At 62.1% G+C, this 17392-nt stretch carries 14 protein-coding genes; 13 read left to right on the forward strand and 1 reads right to left on the reverse strand.

The window, feature by feature from the left end; all coding sequences use genetic code 11:
- Positions 1-15: 15 nt before the first annotated feature.
- Positions 16-1023, reverse strand: a complete 1008-nt coding sequence (locus tag AC3A6M_RS00635) for an adenosine deaminase (protein WP_487850827.1) — start codon at positions 1021-1023, stop codon at positions 16-18.
- Between the two features lie 580 nt (positions 1024-1603).
- Between AC3A6M_RS00635 and AC3A6M_RS00640 the strand changes: the two genes are divergently transcribed.
- From AC3A6M_RS00640 to dut, 13 genes are all read left to right on the forward strand, one after another.
- Positions 1604-3526, forward strand: coding sequence for a PrkA family serine protein kinase (locus AC3A6M_RS00640; RefSeq protein WP_487850828.1), 1923 nt, complete (start codon positions 1604-1606; stop codon positions 3524-3526).
- Positions 3527-3693: 167 nt separating this feature from the next.
- Positions 3694-4965, forward strand: a complete 1272-nt coding sequence (locus tag AC3A6M_RS00645) for a YeaH/YhbH family protein (RefSeq protein ID WP_487850829.1) — start codon at positions 3694-3696, stop codon at positions 4963-4965.
- Positions 4966-4978: 13 nt separating this feature from the next.
- Positions 4979-6505: a SpoVR family protein gene (locus AC3A6M_RS00650; protein WP_487850830.1), complete on the forward strand. Its 1527-nt coding sequence runs from the start codon at positions 4979-4981 to the stop codon at positions 6503-6505.
- Positions 6506-7061: 556 nt separating this feature from the next.
- Positions 7062-7724, forward strand: coding sequence for an energy transducer TonB (locus AC3A6M_RS00655; RefSeq protein WP_487850831.1), 663 nt, complete (start codon positions 7062-7064; stop codon positions 7722-7724).
- An 80-nt stretch (positions 7725-7804) separates the two neighbouring features.
- Positions 7805-8728 (forward strand): MotA/TolQ/ExbB proton channel family protein, encoded by a 924-nt coding sequence (locus AC3A6M_RS00660; RefSeq protein WP_487850832.1) that lies wholly within the window; start codon positions 7805-7807, stop codon positions 8726-8728.
- A gap of 3 nt (positions 8729-8731) precedes the next feature.
- On the forward strand, positions 8732-9160 hold the full coding sequence (locus AC3A6M_RS00665) for an ExbD/TolR family protein (protein ID WP_487850833.1): 429 nt from the start codon (positions 8732-8734) through the stop codon (positions 9158-9160).
- Positions 9161-9238: 78 nt separating this feature from the next.
- Positions 9239-9670, forward strand: a complete 432-nt coding sequence (locus AC3A6M_RS00670; RefSeq protein ID WP_487850834.1) for an ExbD/TolR family protein — start codon at positions 9239-9241, stop codon at positions 9668-9670.
- Positions 9671-9740: 70 nt separating this feature from the next.
- Positions 9741-10970, forward strand: coding sequence for a tetratricopeptide repeat protein (locus AC3A6M_RS00675; protein WP_487850835.1), 1230 nt, complete (start codon positions 9741-9743; stop codon positions 10968-10970).
- 150 nt (positions 10971-11120) lie between these two features.
- Positions 11121-12092, forward strand: coding sequence for a bifunctional riboflavin kinase/FAD synthetase (locus tag AC3A6M_RS00680; RefSeq protein WP_487850836.1), 972 nt, complete (start codon positions 11121-11123; stop codon positions 12090-12092).
- Between the two features lie 79 nt (positions 12093-12171).
- A complete protein-coding gene (ileS, locus tag AC3A6M_RS00685; RefSeq protein WP_487850837.1) occupies positions 12172-15063 on the forward strand; it encodes an isoleucine--tRNA ligase in 2892 nt (963 codons plus the stop codon).
- Positions 15064-15135: 72 nt separating this feature from the next.
- Positions 15136-15654 carry a signal peptidase II gene (gene lspA / locus AC3A6M_RS00690; protein ID WP_487850838.1) on the forward strand — a complete coding sequence of 173 codons (519 nt, stop codon included), beginning with the start codon at positions 15136-15138 and terminating at the stop codon, positions 15652-15654.
- Between the two features lie 29 nt (positions 15655-15683).
- Positions 15684-16901: a bifunctional phosphopantothenoylcysteine decarboxylase/phosphopantothenate--cysteine ligase CoaBC gene (gene coaBC, locus AC3A6M_RS00695; RefSeq protein ID WP_487851213.1), complete on the forward strand. Its 1218-nt coding sequence runs from the start codon at positions 15684-15686 to the stop codon at positions 16899-16901.
- Positions 16902-16933: 32 nt separating this feature from the next.
- A complete protein-coding gene (gene dut, locus AC3A6M_RS00700) occupies positions 16934-17383 on the forward strand; it encodes a dUTP diphosphatase (RefSeq protein WP_487850839.1) in 450 nt (149 codons plus the stop codon).
- Positions 17384-17392: the final 9 nt, after the last annotated feature.

Consider the following 17392-nt stretch of genomic DNA (forward strand, 5'->3'; position numbering starts at 1 on the left):
GCTCGTCTCGTTTGATTATGTCGCTGCGAAAAACCGGTCGACTTCGGCAAGATAGGCGCGCTTCTGCTCCGGCTCCAGGAAGGCGGCGGCAAAGCTGTTGCGCGCGAGCTGGCGCGCGTGCGCGACGTCCAGCGGCAGCGCGTCGAACGCGGCCAGGTAATTGTCGTTGACGTAGCCGCCGAAATAGGCCGGATCGTCGGAGTTGACGGTGACGGCCAGTCCGGCATCGAGCAGGCGGCGCAGATTGTGTTCGCCCATCACGTCGAACACGCGCAGCTTGATGTTCGACAGCGGGCACACCGTCAGCGCCATCTGTTCGCGCACCAGCCGTTGCACCAGTTCGGGATCGTCGAGGCAGCGCACGCCGTGGTCGATGCGCTCCACGTTCAGCACGTCCAGCGCGCTCTCGATATACGCGGGCGGTCCCTCCTCGCCCGCGTGCGCGACCAGGTGCAGGCCGAGGTTGCGGGCGCGCTCGAACACGCGCGCGAACTTCTCCGGCGGGTGCCCGACCTCGGACGAGTCCAGGCCCACGCCGATGAACTTGTCGCGGTACGGTATCGCTTCCTCCAGCGTGGCGATCGCTTCTTCTTCCGACAAATGGCGCAGGAAGCACATGATCAGGGTGGCGTCTACCTTGCTGTCCTGGCAGGCGCGCCAGATGCCGTTGATCACGGCCTCGATGGCGACGCCGCGCGCGGTATGGGTTTGCGGGTCGAAGAAGATCTCGGCGTGGCGCACATTGTCGGCATGCGCGCGCTTCAGGTAGGCGGCGGTCATGTCGTAGAAATCCTGCTCGGTCAGCAGCACACTGGCGCCTGCGTAATAGATATCGAGGAAGGATTGCAGATCGGTGAAGGCGTACGCTTGCCGCAACGCTTCCACGGTGGGGTAGGCGAGCGAAACGCCGTTCCTTTGCGCTAGCTCAAAAATCAGCTCCGGTTCCAGGGAGCCTTCGATATGGATGTGCAATTCTGCCTTCGGCATCGCCTGCAGGATGCGGCGCAGCTCTTCATTCAGCATGAGGGATCTCCAGGGTGGACCGGCGATGTTCGCCTTCAGGGGAAAGTGTAGCGCATGCGCTCGCGAGCCTCATTTCGCTCTGGAATTTTGTAGAAGCCCGGCACGATACGCGTGCGCCACTGCTTAGCAAGTTAGTGCAATATCCAGTTACCTTTTGATAAACATGACGTTGTCCATCAGGGTCAAAAGCCCTGTCAACACAAGCTCGCCATGACCCGTTAAAGCGGTGTCGGGATCAGGTCGACAGACTCATCAAAATTGCTTGTTTTTTCTTTGTTTTCAAATACTTACAACAATTACCAAAAACTGCGCCACACTGTTTTGACTTCGGGAACTAATAGGCACATAATAAATTTCATAAGCGTAAGAAGACGCTCTCAGCGGGCGCTAACAAACCGGCTGCATGGCCGGATGAGAACAAGAATATCGCCCTCCGTTTCCATGTCAGGCCGCCTGGCCTGACCTCTCGAACGCAGACGGCGACCCCACGACAGGTATATGCCAAAACCGGGGCTTGGACAGCCGTCTTTCATCGGCTGCCACGACAGTGATCAGTGTTAGCACATTAGAGGACATTCACATGACCATTTTTGATAACTACGCAGCCCGCTATGAGCGTACCCGGGAAGAGGAGTATTCCCTGTCGGAGTACCTGCAACTGTGCAAGAAGGATCCCCTGACTTACGCCAGCGCTCCCGAGCGCATGCTGGCCGCCATCGGCGACCCCACCCTGGTCGATACCCGCCTCGACCCGCGCCTGTCGCGCATCTTCGCCAACAAGGTCATCAAGATTTATCCCGCCTTCCGTGAGTTCTACGGCATGGAGGAAGTGATCGAGCAGGTCGTCTCCTACTTCCGCCATGCGGCCCAGGGCCTGGAAGAACGCAAACAGATCCTTTACCTGCTGGGCCCGGTGGGCGGCGGCAAGTCGTCGATCGCCGAAAAGCTCAAGCACCTGATGGAGCAGATCCCCTTCTACGCGATCAAGGGCTCGCCGGTGAACGAATCGCCGCTCGGCCTGTTCAGCGAAGAGGAAGACGGCGCCATCCTCGAGGAAGACTACGGCATCCCGCGCCGCTACCTGCGCAACGTGCCGAGTCCGTGGGCGGTCAAGCGCCTGCACGAGTTCGGCGGCGACATCAACAAGTTCCGCATCGTCAAGCGCTATCCCAGCATCCTCAAGCAGATCGCGATCGCCAAGACCGAGCCGGGCGACGAGAACAACCAGGATATCTCCTCGCTGGTCGGCAAGGTCGATATCCGCAAGCTCGAGGATTATTCGCAGGACGATCCGGACGCCTACAGCTACTCCGGCGGCCTGTGCCTGGCCAACCAGGGCCTGATGGAATTCGTCGAGATGTTCAAGGCGCCGATCAAGGTCCTGCACCCCTTGCTGACGGCGACCCAGGAAGGCAACTACAAGGGCACCGAGGGCTTCGGCGCGATTCCCTTCGAAGGCATCATCCTGGCGCACTCGAACGAATCGGAGTGGAAGACCTTCCGCAACAACCGCAACAACGAGGCATTCCTCGACCGTATTTACATCGTCAAGGTGCCCTACTGCCTGCGTGTGTCCGACGAGATCAAGATCTACGACAAGCTGCTGCGCAATTCCTCGCTCGACAAGGCGCCCTGCGCGCCGGGCACGCTGCGCATGATGGCGCAGTTCGCGATCCTGTCGCGCCTGAAGGATCCCGAAAACTCCAGCATCTATTCGAAGATGCTGGTGTACGACGGCGAAAACCTGAAGGACACCGATCCGAAGGCCAAGTCGATGCACGAGTACGTCGACTACGCCGGCGTGGACGAAGGCATGAACGGCCTGTCGACGCGCTTCGCCTTCAAGATCCTGTCGAAGGTCTTCAACTTCGATAACACCGAGGTCGCGGCCAATCCGGTCCACCTGCTGTACGTGCTCGAGCAGCAGATCGAGCGCGAGCAGTTCCCGGGCGAGACCGAGCAGCGCTACATGTCCTATATCAAGGAACACCTGGCGCAACGCTACGTCGACTTCATCGGCAAGGAGATCCAGACCGCCTACCTGGAAAGCTATTCCGAGTACGGCCAGAACATCTTCGACCGCTACGTGACCTTCGCCGACTTCTGGATCCAGGACCAGGAGTTCCGCGACCCGGACACCGGCGAGAGCTTCGACCGCGAATCCCTGAACGCCGAGCTGGAGAAGATCGAGAAGCCGGCCGGCATCTCGAACCCGAAGGATTTCCGAAACGAAATCGTCAACTTCGCCCTGCGTGCCCGTGCGACCAATGGCGGCAAGAACCCTGCCTGGACGAGTTATGAAAAGTTCCGCACCGTGATCGAGAAGAAGATGTTCTCGAATACCGAGGAACTCTTGCCCGTCATCTCGTTCAATGCCAAGGCCAGCACGGAAGACGCCACCAAGCATGCGGACTTCGTCGCCCGCATGGTCGAGAAGGGATATACGCCGAAACAGGTCAGGCTGTTGTGCGAATGGTACCTGCGGGTGCGTAAGTCCTCGTAAGAAGGCCATTGCCACACCAGGTGCGTGGTTGGGCGGACCAAATTTCTGGTTCGCCCGTAGGCTTTGTCCCACCAAAATCCGGGACGCCAACCACGTTAATGCGCGGCGCGTTAATATAGGGGCACGGTGGTATCTGGCCCGCCGCGAATTTGAGCAGGAGGCCTGTTTTGACTTACCTCATCGACCGACGCTTGCAGGGCAAGAACAAGTCTGCGGTCAACCGCGAACGCTTCTTGCGCCGCTATAAGGCGCAGATCAAGGATGCGGTCGGCCGGGCGATCAAGGGTCGCTCGATCACCGACATCGAAAACGGCGAAAAGGTCTCGATTCCCGTCAAGGACGTGAGCGAGCCTCATTTCGGACACGCCCATGGGGGTGTCTGGGAAGTCGTCAACCCCGGCAACACCGAATACCAGAAAGGCGACCAGATCAACCGCCCGCGCAGCGGCGGCAGCGGCAGCGGCCGCGGCCGTGCCGGCAACAGCGAACAGACCACCGAGGATGACTTCATCTTCGAGCTGAGCCGCGAAGAATTCATGAATTACTTCTTCGAGGATCTCGAGCTGCCGAACATGATCAAGACGCAGTTGACCCAGGTCGTCGAATTCAAGAACCAGCGCGCCGGCTACAACATCTCCGGCACCCCGTCCAACATCCACGTGCTGCGCTCGCTGCGCGGCGCGCTCGGCCGGCGCATCGCCGTCGGCGGCCCGAGCCGCAAGACCCTGGCCAGGCTCGAGCAGGAACTCGAAGAGATCCAGGCCCTTGGCGCCGGGGATGACGATCCGCGCGTCATCGAACTGAAGCACAAGATCCATGCGCTGCACACGCGGCTGCTGGCGATTCCCTTCATCGATCCGATCGACCTTCGCTACAGCAACCGGATCAAGGTGCCGAAGCCGTCCACCTCGGCCGTGATGTTCTGCATCATGGACGTGTCCGGCTCGATGGACGAGAGCCGCAAGGACACCGCCAAGCGCTTCTTCATCCTGCTCTACCTGTTCCTCAAGCGCGTGTACGAGAAGATCGACGTGGTCTTCATCCGCCACCACACGGCAGCGGCCGAAGTCGACGAGAACGACTTCTTCCACTCGCGCGAATCGGGCGGCACCGTGGTGTCGTCGGCCCTGCACCTGCTGCACAAGATCATCAGCGAGCGCTACAGCAGCGGCGACTGGAACAGCTACGTGGCCCAGGCCTCGGACGGCGACAACTGGGACAACGACTCGGTCCTGTGCAAGCAGATCCTGACCAATGCCATCATGCCCCGGGTCCAGTACTACACCTATGTCGAGATCACGGATGGCCCACCGCAGAACCTGTGGGAGCAGTATTCCGAGGTCGCGACGACGCATGCGAACTTCGCGATGCAGAAGATCGTGACCCCGGCCGACATCTATCCGGTGTTCCGCGAATTGTTCAAGAAGCAGCCCAAGTAGACGAGGCCCGCTCATGCCAAGAGATCCGAAAAACCCGCGCGCCCTGCCCGACCAGTCGGAGTGGACCTTCGACCTGATCGAGCAGGCCCACGAGGAAATCCGCCGGGTGGCCAGGAAGTTCGGGCTGGACACCTACCCCAACCAGCTCGAAATCATCACCGCCGAGCAGATGATGGATGCCTACACCTCGGTGGGCATGCCTGTTTCGTACAACCACTGGTCGTTCGGCAAGCACTTCCTGACCACGGAAAAGAGCTACCGCCGCGGCCAGATGGGACTGGCCTACGAGATCGTCATCAACTCGAATCCCTGCATCGCCTACCTGATGGAGGAAAACAGCCTGACGATGCAGGCCCTGGTGATCGCCCACGCGGCCTATGGCCACAATTCCTTCTTCAAGGGGAATTACCTGTTCCGCACCTGGACCGACGCCGACGCCATCGTCGACTACATGGTCTTCGCCAAGAACTATATCGCCGAGTGCGAACAGCGGCACGGCATCGACGCGGTCGAGGAACTGCTCGATTCCTGCCATGCGATCCAGAATTACGGCGTCGACCGCTACAAGCGTCCGGCCAAGCTGTCGGTGGCCCAGGAACAGAACCGCCAGAAGGAGCGCGAGGAATACGCGCAGTCGCAGATCAACGAAATCTGGCGCACCCTGCCGCGGCGCGAAGAAGCGCACCGCGATGCGCCCCCGCCGCGCTTCCCGGCCGAGCCCGAGGAAAACCTGCTCTACTTCATAGAGAAGTACGCCCCGCTGCTCGAACCCTGGCAGCGCGAACTGGTGCGCATCACGCGCAAGATCTCGCAATACTTCTACCCGCAGCGCCAGACCCAGGTGATGAACGAGGGCTGGGCCACCTTCTGGCACTACACGATCCTGCATGAACTATATAAAGAGGGGATCGTCGGCGACGGCTTCATGCTCGAGTTCCTGCAGAGCCATACCAACGTGGTCTACCAGCCGCCCGCGACCAGTCCTTATTACAATGGGATCAATCCCTATGCGCTCGGCTTCGCGATGATGACGGACATCAAGCGCATCTGCGAGGACCCGACCGACGAGGACCGCGCCTGGTTCCCGGACATCGCCGGCAGCGACTGGATCAAGACGCTCGATTTCGCGATGCGCAATTTCAAGGACGAGAGCTTCATCGCCCAATACCTGTCGCCCAAGCTGATCCGCGACTTCCACTTCTTCGCGGTGCTGGACGACGACCGCAGCGACAAGCTCACGATTTCGGCCATCCACGACGAAGCCGGCTACCGCTATGTGCGCCAGCAGCTGGCCGAGCAGTACAACCTGGGCAATCGCGAGCCGAACATCCAGGTCTGGCAAGTCAATACACGGGACGACCGCGCCCTTACCCTGCGCCATACCCAGTTCCAGCGCCGTCCGCTGAACCAGCAGGCGCACGAAGTGCTCAAGCATGTGGCGCGGCTGTGGGGCTTCGACGTCCGGCTGGAAACCGTGGACCCGTCCGGCCGCGTGATCAGCAGCCTGGAGTGCCGCCGCGAAAAGCGCGCACGTTATTAATGACACCGCGCCGCCCGGCGCCGTCAGGCCTACCCGTTTGGGGTAGGCCTTTTTTCTGTGTCAACGCAAATTCCTGCCCGCGTGGCAGCTGAGCCATATCAAAGAGACGTGTGCACATAAGTGCGTCTTATGGCTTTTGCCCTTACCACAAGGGCGAGGCCGTTTCAACAGTACGCCCCCTGTTAATGAATCTGGCTATAGTTTGCAGAAACGCCATGAATGGATCATATGATATTTGCCAACCGGCAAAATCGGCATGGAAAATTTGGCGAAAACAGTCCAGTTGCCTCATCTTCTACACATCATGAAAGGCCAAGCGTCAATATTGCAAATTAACTAACTATATTCCCCATCATGCACCCTACGCGTCCTCATTACTGATGAGCTTGTTTGCTTGTTTTTACAGGCAGTTAGCCCCTCTTTGGAGGTATAAAAATGTATGTGCAAAAAAGAATTCGTAGGTATAATTCGCCGATGTCCCGGATGCGGCCCGTAGCTTTTGTCGTGTTTAGTGGGTTTGGTAGCAACAAAAAAGGTTGGTATTGGAGAAAGCAGGATGAATTTTTCGCATGAGAAGAACCCCGGGAAAAACGTCACTGGTATCGCCATTGTCATCGTCTTGCACTTGATCGTTGCTTACGGGATCGTTACTGGTCTCGGCAAGCGGATGGTCACCAAGATGGCCGAGGCAGTGGAAACCAAGATTGTCGAAGACGTGAAACCGCCGCCACCGCCGGAAACGCCGCCCCCGCCTCCGCCGCCGGAAATGAAGGCCCCGCCGCCTCCGTTCATCCCGCCGGTCGAAGTGCAGGTGCAGCAGCCGCCGCCGCAACAGAATGTGATCGCCAACGCGACCCAGACCAAGCCGGCAACGACGGAAATCAACCGTCAGCCTCCGGCGCCGGCAGCTCCCCCGGCACCGGCAGCTCCGGCAGGTCCGGCCAAGACTGCTGCGGTCGTCGATCTGAACAGCTGTGCGAAGCCGGAGTATCCGAAATCGTCGCTGCGTAACGAAGAAACTGGTATTTCGACGATTTCGTTCCTGATCGGCACTGACGGTCGGGTGAATGATTCCAAGATCACGAAGTCGAGCGGCTTCCGTGACCTGGACAAGGCAGCTCAGGCAGCTCTGGGTAAATGCCGCTTCAAGCCGGCAACGGAAAATGGCGCGCCCGTGCAATCGTGGCAGCCGGTGCAGTACGTCTGGACGCTTGAATAATAGGGGCGGCTACGTCGCCTCAAATTGAGTTTCGTTGTACTAGTTCAGCGAACTGTTCATTTTAAATTTTTGGAGGAAGCATGTTTAAGAATACCCGTTTGTCCGCTCTGCTGGCGGCTGTCCTGTTCTCGGTTACGGCAGCTTCGGCGCTGGTGTCCGCACCGGCTTTCGCCGACGCTCCGGCATCGGCAGCGGCAAGCGCCCCGGCGGCTGACGCAGCTGCACCTGCAGCAGCTCCGGCAGCCGACGCTGCAGCTCCGGCCGCAGCAGCTCCGGCCGCATCCGGCGCGAAACAGGAAGAAGTCGAGAACCCGTACGGCTTCGAAGCCGTGTGGGCTGGCGGCGTCGTGTCGCGCGGCACCCTGATCATCCTGGCCCTGATGTCGATGGGTTCGTGGTACATCATCATCACCAAGCTGCTGGACCAGATGAAGATCTTCAAGCAGTCGAAGGAAACCAACCAGAAGTTCTGGAAAGCTCCGTCGATCGCTGCCGGTTCGGCACAACTGAGCAATGGCTCGCCGTTCCGCTTCATCGCTGAAACCGGCACCAAGGCAACCCAGCACCACGACGGCGCCCTGCTCGAGCAGATCGACCTGTCGACCTGGACCACCATGCAGATCCAGCGCGCCGTGGACAAAGTCCAGTCGCGTCTGCAGGATGGCCTGTCGTTCCTGGCAACCGTCGGCTCGACCGCACCGTTCATCGGTCTGTTCGGTACCGTCTGGGGTATCTACAACGCACTGATCGGTATCGGTATGTCCGGTAACGCGTCGATCGACAAGGTCGCAGGTCCGGTGGGTGAAGCACTGATCATGACCGCCTTCGGTCTGTTCGTCGCAGTCCCGGCCGTTCTGGGTTACAACTGGCTGGTTCGCCGCAACAAAACCGCGATGGAAGACGTCCGTTCCTTCAGCGCCGACGTGCACTCGGTCCTGATCTCGGGCGCCATGCACACCTCGGAAGCTGCGCGTGCCGCCGCTGGTGCTAAAAAGGTTGGCTAAACCATGTCGATGAGTGTCGGCTCCGATAGCGGAGATGAAGATACCGTGATGTCGGAGATCAACACGACGCCCCTCGTGGACATCATGTTGGTTCTCCTGATCATCTTCCTGATCACCAGCCCGGTGGTTCTCAAGCTGCAGAAGATCAACCTGCCGCTCGAGATCAACCAGGTTGCCAAGACCACGCCGGAAGACGTGAACATCGTTGTCAACAAAGACGGCGACATGTACTGGAACCAGAAGCGCCTGGCTAACACCGACGAACTGTTCGATTTCCTGAGCAAGGAATCGGTGAAAGTGCCGCAACCGGAAGTGAAGATCCGTGGCGACCAAGCTACCCGCTACGAGTTCATCGGCAAGGTTCTCTACACGGCCCAGCGTGCCGGGGTTCAGAAGGTCGGCTTCATCACCGAACCGCCTGACAAGGGTTAAACCTGACAAAGGCCCAACCCTTCCGCCCGATACCGGTTCGTCCTGTATCGGGCGTCCCAAGATTTGAAAGGAAACACCATGTCTATGAACGTTGGTTCATCCGGAGCTAAAGGAGCAGATCCGGAACCGATGATGGAAATGAACATGACGCCGCTGATCGACGTCATGCTGGTGCTGATCATCATGATGATCATCACCATTCCGAAGCAAAATCACTCGGTTAACTTGAACATGCCGGTTGGCAACCCACCGCCGCCGACCAAGGAACCCGTAGTGATCACGATCGACGTGGACTTCGACGGCACTATCCTGTGGGATAACGTCCCGATCCCCGATCGCGCCACTCTGGAAGCGAAGCTGGCCGACGTGGCCGCCCAGGCTGATCAGCCGGAAGTGCACCTGCGTCCGAACAAGCTGGTCGAATACAAGGTCGTGGCTGGCGTGATGGCTTCGGCCCAGCGTCTGGGCGTGACCAAGATCGGTATGGTCGGTAACGAACAGTTCCAGTAATTAGCTTTGGCTATAATGAACACGGCAGGGATTCCCTGCCGTGTCTATTTTGAATGAAAGAATTCCGATAATGATCAAGTTCCGCCTCGCACACCTCGGCCTCGCACTGGCCGCACTCGGTTTCACCGCCGCCGCTCCGGTGGTTGGCCTGGCCCCTGCCTACGCCGCTGAGACCCTCCGCCCCGAGATCGGCAAGCCGCTGCAGGAAGCGCAGCAACTGATGAAATCGGGCAAGAACAAGGAAGCCCTGGCCAAACTGCGCCAGCTCGACAGCGTCAGCGGCAAATCCGCGAACGAGACCTACCTGATCGAGCGCACCCGTGCCGGCGCCGCGTCGGCCGCAGGCGACTACGACACCGCCGCCAAGGCCTTCGAATACCTGATCGGTTCCGGCAAGCTGTCGGCCCAGGAAAAATCCCAGTTCTCGGAAGGCCTGATCGGTATCTACATGCGTGCAGGCGACCTGGGCAAGGCGAACGCCGCCATCGAGCGTCAGCTGAAAGAGCGCGACGATCCGAAACTGCGCGCCTACCTGATGCAGAACTATTACAAGCAGGGCAATGTTGCCGCGCTTGAGAACGAACTGCGCGCCGCCGACAAGCGCGGCCAGCTCACCGAAGACCAGCTCGGCATGCTGGCCAACGTCCAGCTGAAGAAGAACGACAAGGCCGGCTACGTCAACACCATCGAGAAGCTGGCCGCCAGCTATCCGAAGGCCCAGTACTGGACCGACCTGCTGAACCGCGTGCAAGGCAAGCCGGGCTTCTCAAGCCGCCTGTCGGTCGACGTCTGGCGCCTGAAGCTGGCCAACAACCTGATGAAGAAGCCGAGCGAGTTCATGGAAATGGGCCAGCTCGTGCTGCAGGCGAAGGCCCCGGCTGAAGCGATCAAGGTCATCGACAAGGGCTACAAGGCCGGCGCCCTGGGCACCGGTCCGGATGCCGCCCGTCACCAGCGCCTGAAGGACCTGGCGGCGAAGAACCTCGCCGAGCAGAACAAGACCTTCGCCGCCGACGAAGCCGAAATGGTCAAGGCAAACGACCAGGATGGCCTGGCCGCCCTCGGCTACGCGCTGGTCCAGTCGGGTCAGACTGACAAGGGCCTGAAGATGATGGAAGCGGCCATCAAGGCCGGCGGCCTGAAGTATCCGGAAGACGCCAAGCTGCACCTGGGTGAAGCGTATGCCGTGGCCGGCAAGAAGCAGCAGGCCATCAACACGCTGAAGTCGGTGGGCGGCAAGGAAGGCACCGCCGAACTGGCCCGTTACTTCATCATGGCGATCAACAAGCCGGCGGCCTGAGCCCCGACTTCGCGCTGACATCGCTGAAAAGCGCCGCCCTGCCCTGCAGGCGGCGCTTTTTTCTTTCCCCTGGTCATTCCGACCATTGCGCTGTGCAACATGCGAGTTGCCGTATAATCTGGTATTTCGCCTTGGAGCACGAATCATCCAATGAAGGTATTTCGCGGACTTCCCAACGACAGGGCGCGCGCTCCTTGCGCACTCACGATCGGCAACTTCGACGGTGTCCACCGCGGACACCAGGCGTTGTTGGCGCACGTGACCGCGGCCGCGCAGCGTCTCGGGCTCGAGTCCGCCGTGATGACCTTCGAACCGCATCCGCGCGAATACTTCGCCCGCCGGGCAAGCGATATGTCGAAGGCGCCGGCCCGCATCGCCAACCTGCGCGACAAGCTGGAGTCGCTGTCCGACGCCGGCGTCGACCGCGTCATCGTCGAGCACTTCAACGAGCATTTCGCCTCGATGTCGCCGCAGGAGTTCACGAAGAAAGTGCTGGTCGACGGCCTGCACGTGAAATGGCTGATGGTCGGCGACGATTTCTGCTATGGCGCCAGGCGCGCCGGCAATGTCGCCCTGCTGGCCGAAGCGGGCAAGGAATACGGCTTCGAAGTCCACAGCCTGCCGGCCGTGCTGCACGATTCGACCCGGATCTCGTCCTCGGCCGTGCGCGCGGCGCTGGCGGCCGGCGATTTCGACGCCACCCGCGCCCTGCTCGGCCATCCCTATTCGATGTCCGGCCACGTGATCCATGGCGCCAAGCTCGGCCGCACGCTGGGTTTCCCGACCCTGAACCTGCGCGTCGCCCACCGCCCGGCCCTGGCCGGCGTCTTCGTGGTGCAGGTGCATGGCCTGGCGGAGCAGCCGCTGCCGGCCGTCGCCAGCCTGGGCGTGCGCCCGACCGTCGAGGACGCGGGCCGCATGCTGCTCGAAGTGCACGTGTTCGACTGGAACCAGCCCTGCTACGGCAAGCTGGTGCGCGTCGAATTCCTGACCAAGCTGCGCGACGAAGAAAAATACATCGACCTGCCCACCCTCACGGCGGCCATCGAGCGCGATGCCCAGCAGGCGCGGGCCTGGTTCGCCCAGCGCAGGTCCGCCCTTACCGCCACCGACCGAATTTGAACGTGAACCGCCCGGCCACGCCGCCCGATGCGGCTGGTCACACTTCACGCACAACAGCAGTCCACTTTAGAAAAATCCTATGTCCGATACGAAGAACGGTCCGAAAGGGGCCAAACAAGGGGGCAACAAGCCCGACAGCAAATACCCGGTCAACATGACCGACACCAGCTTCCCGATGCGCGGCGACCTCGCCAAGCGCGAGCCGGGCTGGGTCAAGCAATGGCAGGACAAGAAGATTTATGAGCGCGTCCGCAAGGCCGCCGCCGGCCGTCCGAAGTTCATCCTGCACGACGGTCCGCCCTACGCCAACGGCGACATCCACCTGGGCCACGCCGTCAACAAGATCCTGAAGGACATGGTCGTCAAGTCGCGCACCATGGCCGGCTTCGACGCGCCCTATGTGCCGGGCTGGGATTGCCACGGCATGCCGATCGAGATCCAGATCGAAAAACAGTTCGGCAAGAACCTGCCGACCGCCGAGGTCCTGCAGAAAGCCCGCGCCTACGCCCTCGAGCAGATCGACCGCCAGCGCGCCGGCTTCATCCGCCTGGGCGTGCTGGGCGAATGGGACAACCCCTACATGACCATGGCCTACGGTAACGAGGCCGACGAGCTGCGCGCCCTCGGCACCCTGCTCGAGAAGGGTTATGTGTACCGCGGCCTGAAGCCGGTGAACTGGTGCTTCGACTGCGGCTCGGCCCTGGCCGAAGCGGAAGTGGAATACCAGGACAAGCGCGACCCGGCGATCGACGTCGGCTTCCCGTTTGCCGAACCGGCGAAACTGGCCGATGCCTTCGGCCTGGCCGAGCTGCCGGCCGGCGATGGCTTCATCGTGATCTGGACCACCACCCCGTGGACCATCCCGTCGAACCAGGCCCTGAACGTGCACCCGGAAGTCACCTACGCGCTGGTCCGGACCGAAAAGAACGGCAAGCCGGTCCTGCTGGTCGTGGCGAAAGACCTGGCCGAATCCGTCCTGCAGCGCTACAAGCTGGAAGGCGAAGTCGTCGCCACCACCCTCGGTGAAAAGCTGGGCGGCATCCGCTTCAAGCACCCGCTGCACGCGCTTGACCCGTTCTACGACCGCACCTCCCCGGTCTACCTGGCCGATTACGTCACCACCGACAGCGGCACCGGCGTGGTCCACTCGGCGCCGGCCTACGGCCTGGAAGACTTCCAGTCCTGCAAGGCACACGGCATGAAGGACGACGAGATCCTGAAGCCGGTGATGGGCGACGGCCGCTTCGCCTCGACCCTGCCGCTGTTCGGCGGCATGACGATCTGGGAAGCTTCGAAGCCGATCTGCAACGCCCTGACCGAAGCCGGCGCCCTGTTCGAACTGAAGATGTTCGACCACAGCTACATGCACTGCTGGCGCCACAAGACCCCGATCGTCTATCGCGCCACCAGCCAGTGGTTCGCCGGCATGGACGTCACCCCGAAGGATGGCGGCCCGACCCTGCGCGAGACCGCGCTGGCCGGCATCGACGACACCAAATTCTTCCCGGACTGGGGCCAGGCGCGCCTGCACGGCATGATCGCCAACCGTCCAGACTGGACCCTGTCGCGCCAACGCCAGTGGGGCGTGCCGATGGCCTTCTTCATCCACAAGGAGACCGGCGAGCTGCACCCGCGCACCCCGGAACTGCTGGAGCAGGTGGCCAAGCTGATCGAAGCGAACGGCATCGACGCCTGGCACCGGCTCGACCCGCGCGAACTGCTGGGCGATGAAGCCGAGATCTACGAAAAGAACCGCGACACGCTGGACGTCTGGTTCGACTCCGGCACCACCCACCAGACCGTGCTGCGCGGCTCGCACAAGGAGCAGTCGGCATTCCCGGCCGACCTCTACCTGGAAGGCTCGGACCAGCACCGCGGCTGGTTCCACTCGTCGCTGCTGACTTCCTCGATGCTGAACGGCCGTCCGCCGTACAAGGCGCTGCTGACCCACGGCTTCACGGTCGACGAGAACGGCAAGAAGATGTCGAAGTCGCTTGGTAACACGCTGGCGCCGCAGAAGATCTCGGACACGCTCGGCGCCGACATCCTGCGCCTGTGGGTGGCCTCGACCGACTACACCGGCGAGCTGTCGATCGGCGAAGAGATCCTGAAGCGCGTGACGGAATCCTACCGCCGCATCCGCAACACCCTGCGCTTCCTGCTGGCGAACACCTCGGACTTCGACCCGGGCAAGAACGCCGTGCCGGTCGCCGAGATGTTCGAGATCGACCGCTACGCACTGGCCGAAACCGCGCGCCTGCAGGCTGACATTGCCGCCCACTTCGAGCGCTACGAGTTCCACCCGGTGGTCGCGCGCCTGCAGAACTTCTGTTCGGAAGACCTGGGCGGCTTCTACCTCGACATCCTGAAGGACCGCCTGTACACCACCGGCGTCGACTCGATCGCCCGCCGTTCGGCGCAGACCGCGCTGTGGCACATCGCGCACAGCCTGCTGCGCATCATGGCGCCGATCCTGTCCTTCACCGCCGAGGAAGCCTGGGCCGTGTTCGCGGGCGAGAAGGCTTACCGCGATTCCGACGACACGATCTTCACCCAGACCCTGTGGACCTTCCCGGAGGTCGCGGACAGCGCCGCGCTGCTGGACAAGTACGCCCTGCTGCGCGCCGTGCGTGCCGACGTCACCAAGCAGCTCGAAGAAGTCCGCGCATCGGGCGCGATCGGCTCCTCGCTGCAGGCGGAACTGGCCTTGAAGGCCGCGGGCGGGAAGTTCGACGCGCTGGCCAGCCTGGACGACGACCTGAAGTTCGTCTTCATCACCTCCCAGGCGGCGGTCGAGAAGGTCGAGGACGCGGCCCAGGAAGCGGTGGCCGTGACCCCGTCGACGGCGGAAAAGTGCGAGCGCTGCTGGCACTACCGCCGCGACGTCGGCCATGATCCGGCCCACCCGGGCCTGTGCGCACGCTGCACGAGCAACCTGTTCGGCAGCGGCGAGCAGCGCCGTTTCGCGTAATTCGTAAAACGTGCCGGCCGCCCGTCCCGTCAAGCGGGGATGGGCGGCTTCCCCCTCCTCATCGTCCAAGCCATGGCCACTAAAAAGAAATCGTTCACTGCCGTTCCGTCCCGCGCCAGCTCCAGCCTGACGCCCTGGCTCGGCATCGCCTTCATCGTGATCCTGCTCGACCAGATCAGCAAGATCACCATCACCCGCACCTTCATGCACGGCGAAGAGAAGCCGATCACCAGCTTCTTCAACCTGGTGCTGGCGTATAACCCGGGCGCCGCGTTCAGCTTCCTGTCCAACCAGGGCGGCTGGCAGCGCTACTTCTTCGCCGCCATCGCGATCGGCGCGGTCGCCTTCATCATTTACCTGCTGCGCAAGCACGCCGGCCAGCGCATGTTCTGCTGGGCCCTGGCCCTGATCATGGGCGGCGCGCTGGGCAACCTGATCGACCGCCTGGCCTACGGCCACGTGATCGACTTCCTCGATTTCTACCTGTCCGGCGTCGGCCACTTCCCGGCCTTTAACATCGCCGACACCGCGATCACCATCGGCGCGATCCTGTTCATCTTCGACGAACTGCGCCGGGTGAACAAGCACTGAGCACTGAGCATCGGAGGCATTCCATGAGCATGGACCTGAAGGGAAAGAAGATCGTCCTCGGCCTGTCCGGCGGCGTGGCCTGCTACAAGGCCGCGGAGCTGTGCCGCGCCCTCGCCAGGGAGGGGGCGAGCGTGCAGGTCGTGATGACCGAAGCCGCCACCCATTTCATCGGGCCGGTGACGATGCAGGCGCTGTCCGGCCGCACCGTCTACACCGACCAGTGGGATGGCCGCATCCCCAACAACATGGCCCACATCGACCTGACGCGCGATGCCGATGCGATCCTGGTGGCGCCCTGCTCGGCCGACTTCCTGTTCAAGCTGGCCCACGGCGCCACCGACGACCTGCTGTCGACCCTGTGCCTGGCGCGCCCGCACCAGGTGCCGCTGCTGGTGGCGCCGGCCATGAACGTCGAGATGTGGGAAAAGCCGGCCACCCAGCGCAACGTCGCGCAGCTGCGCGCGGACGGCGTCAGGATCTTCGGCCCGGCCGCCGGCTCCCAGGCCTGCGGCGAGACCGGCATGGGCCGTATGCTGGAGCCGAACGAGCTGCTCGAAGAACTGGTGGCATCGTTCCAGCCCAAGGTCCTGGCGGGCAAGCGCGTGCTGATCACGGCCGGTCCGACCTACGAGGCGATCGACCCGGTGCGCGGCATCACCAATCTCTCGTCCGGCAAGATGGGCTATGCGGTCGCGCGCGCCGCGCGCGAGGCCGGCGCCGAGGTCACGCTGGTCTCCGGCCCGACCGCGCTGGAGACGCCGCACGGCGTGCGCCGCATCGACGTCAAGAGCGCCCGGCAGATGCTGGATGCCGTGATGGCCGGCGTCGAGCACCAGCACATCTTCATCGGCGTGGCCGCGGTGGCCGACTGGCGCGTCGAGAATGCCAGCGCGCAGAAGATCAAGAAGGACGGCAGCGGTACGCCAAAGCTCGAGTTCGCGCAGAACCCGGACATCCTTGCCACCGTGGCCGCCACCACGTCCCTCAGCGGCTGGCCGTACTGCGTGGGCTTTGCCGCCGAGTCGGAAAACCTGATCGAATACGGCGCCGCCAAGCGCGAAAAGAAAGGCATCCCTTTGTTGGTCGGCAATATCGGCCACCATACCTTCGGGCAGGATGAGAATTCGATCGTGCTGTTCGACGACAGCGGCCACACCGTGCTGCCGCAGGCGGGCAAGCTGCAACTGGCGCGCCAGCTGGTCTCCGAAATCGCCAAGCGCCTCGAGCAGCGGTCGCTGCTGACCTGAATACCCACCAACGCCTCAACGCATCACTCTCCATGAAACAGATCGACCTCAAGATTCTCGACCCGCGCATGAAGGACTTCCTGCCCGCCTACGCCACCGGCGGCAGCGCGGGACTCGACCTGCGCGCCTGCATCGACGCGCCGCTCACCATCGAACCGGGCCAGACGGTCCTGGTGCCGACCGGCCTGGCCATCCACCTCGGCGACCCCGGCTACGCGGCGATGATCCTGCCGCGCAGTGGACTCGGCCATAAGAACGGCATCGTTCTCGGCAATCTGGTAGGCTTGATCGACTCCGATTACCAGGGCCAGCTGATGGTCTCGACCTGGAACCGGGGCCAGTCCGCGTTCACGCTGCAGCCGATGGACAGGCTTGCGCAGCTGGTCGTGGTGCCCGTCGTTCAGGTCGGTTTCAATGTCGTGGAGGAGTTTGCATCGAGCGACCGGGGCGCCGGAGGATTCGGCAGCACCGGCAAACAATAAAAACCGAAT

The sequence above is a fragment of the Telluria sp. Soil_C_11 genome (assembly GCF_057657395.1).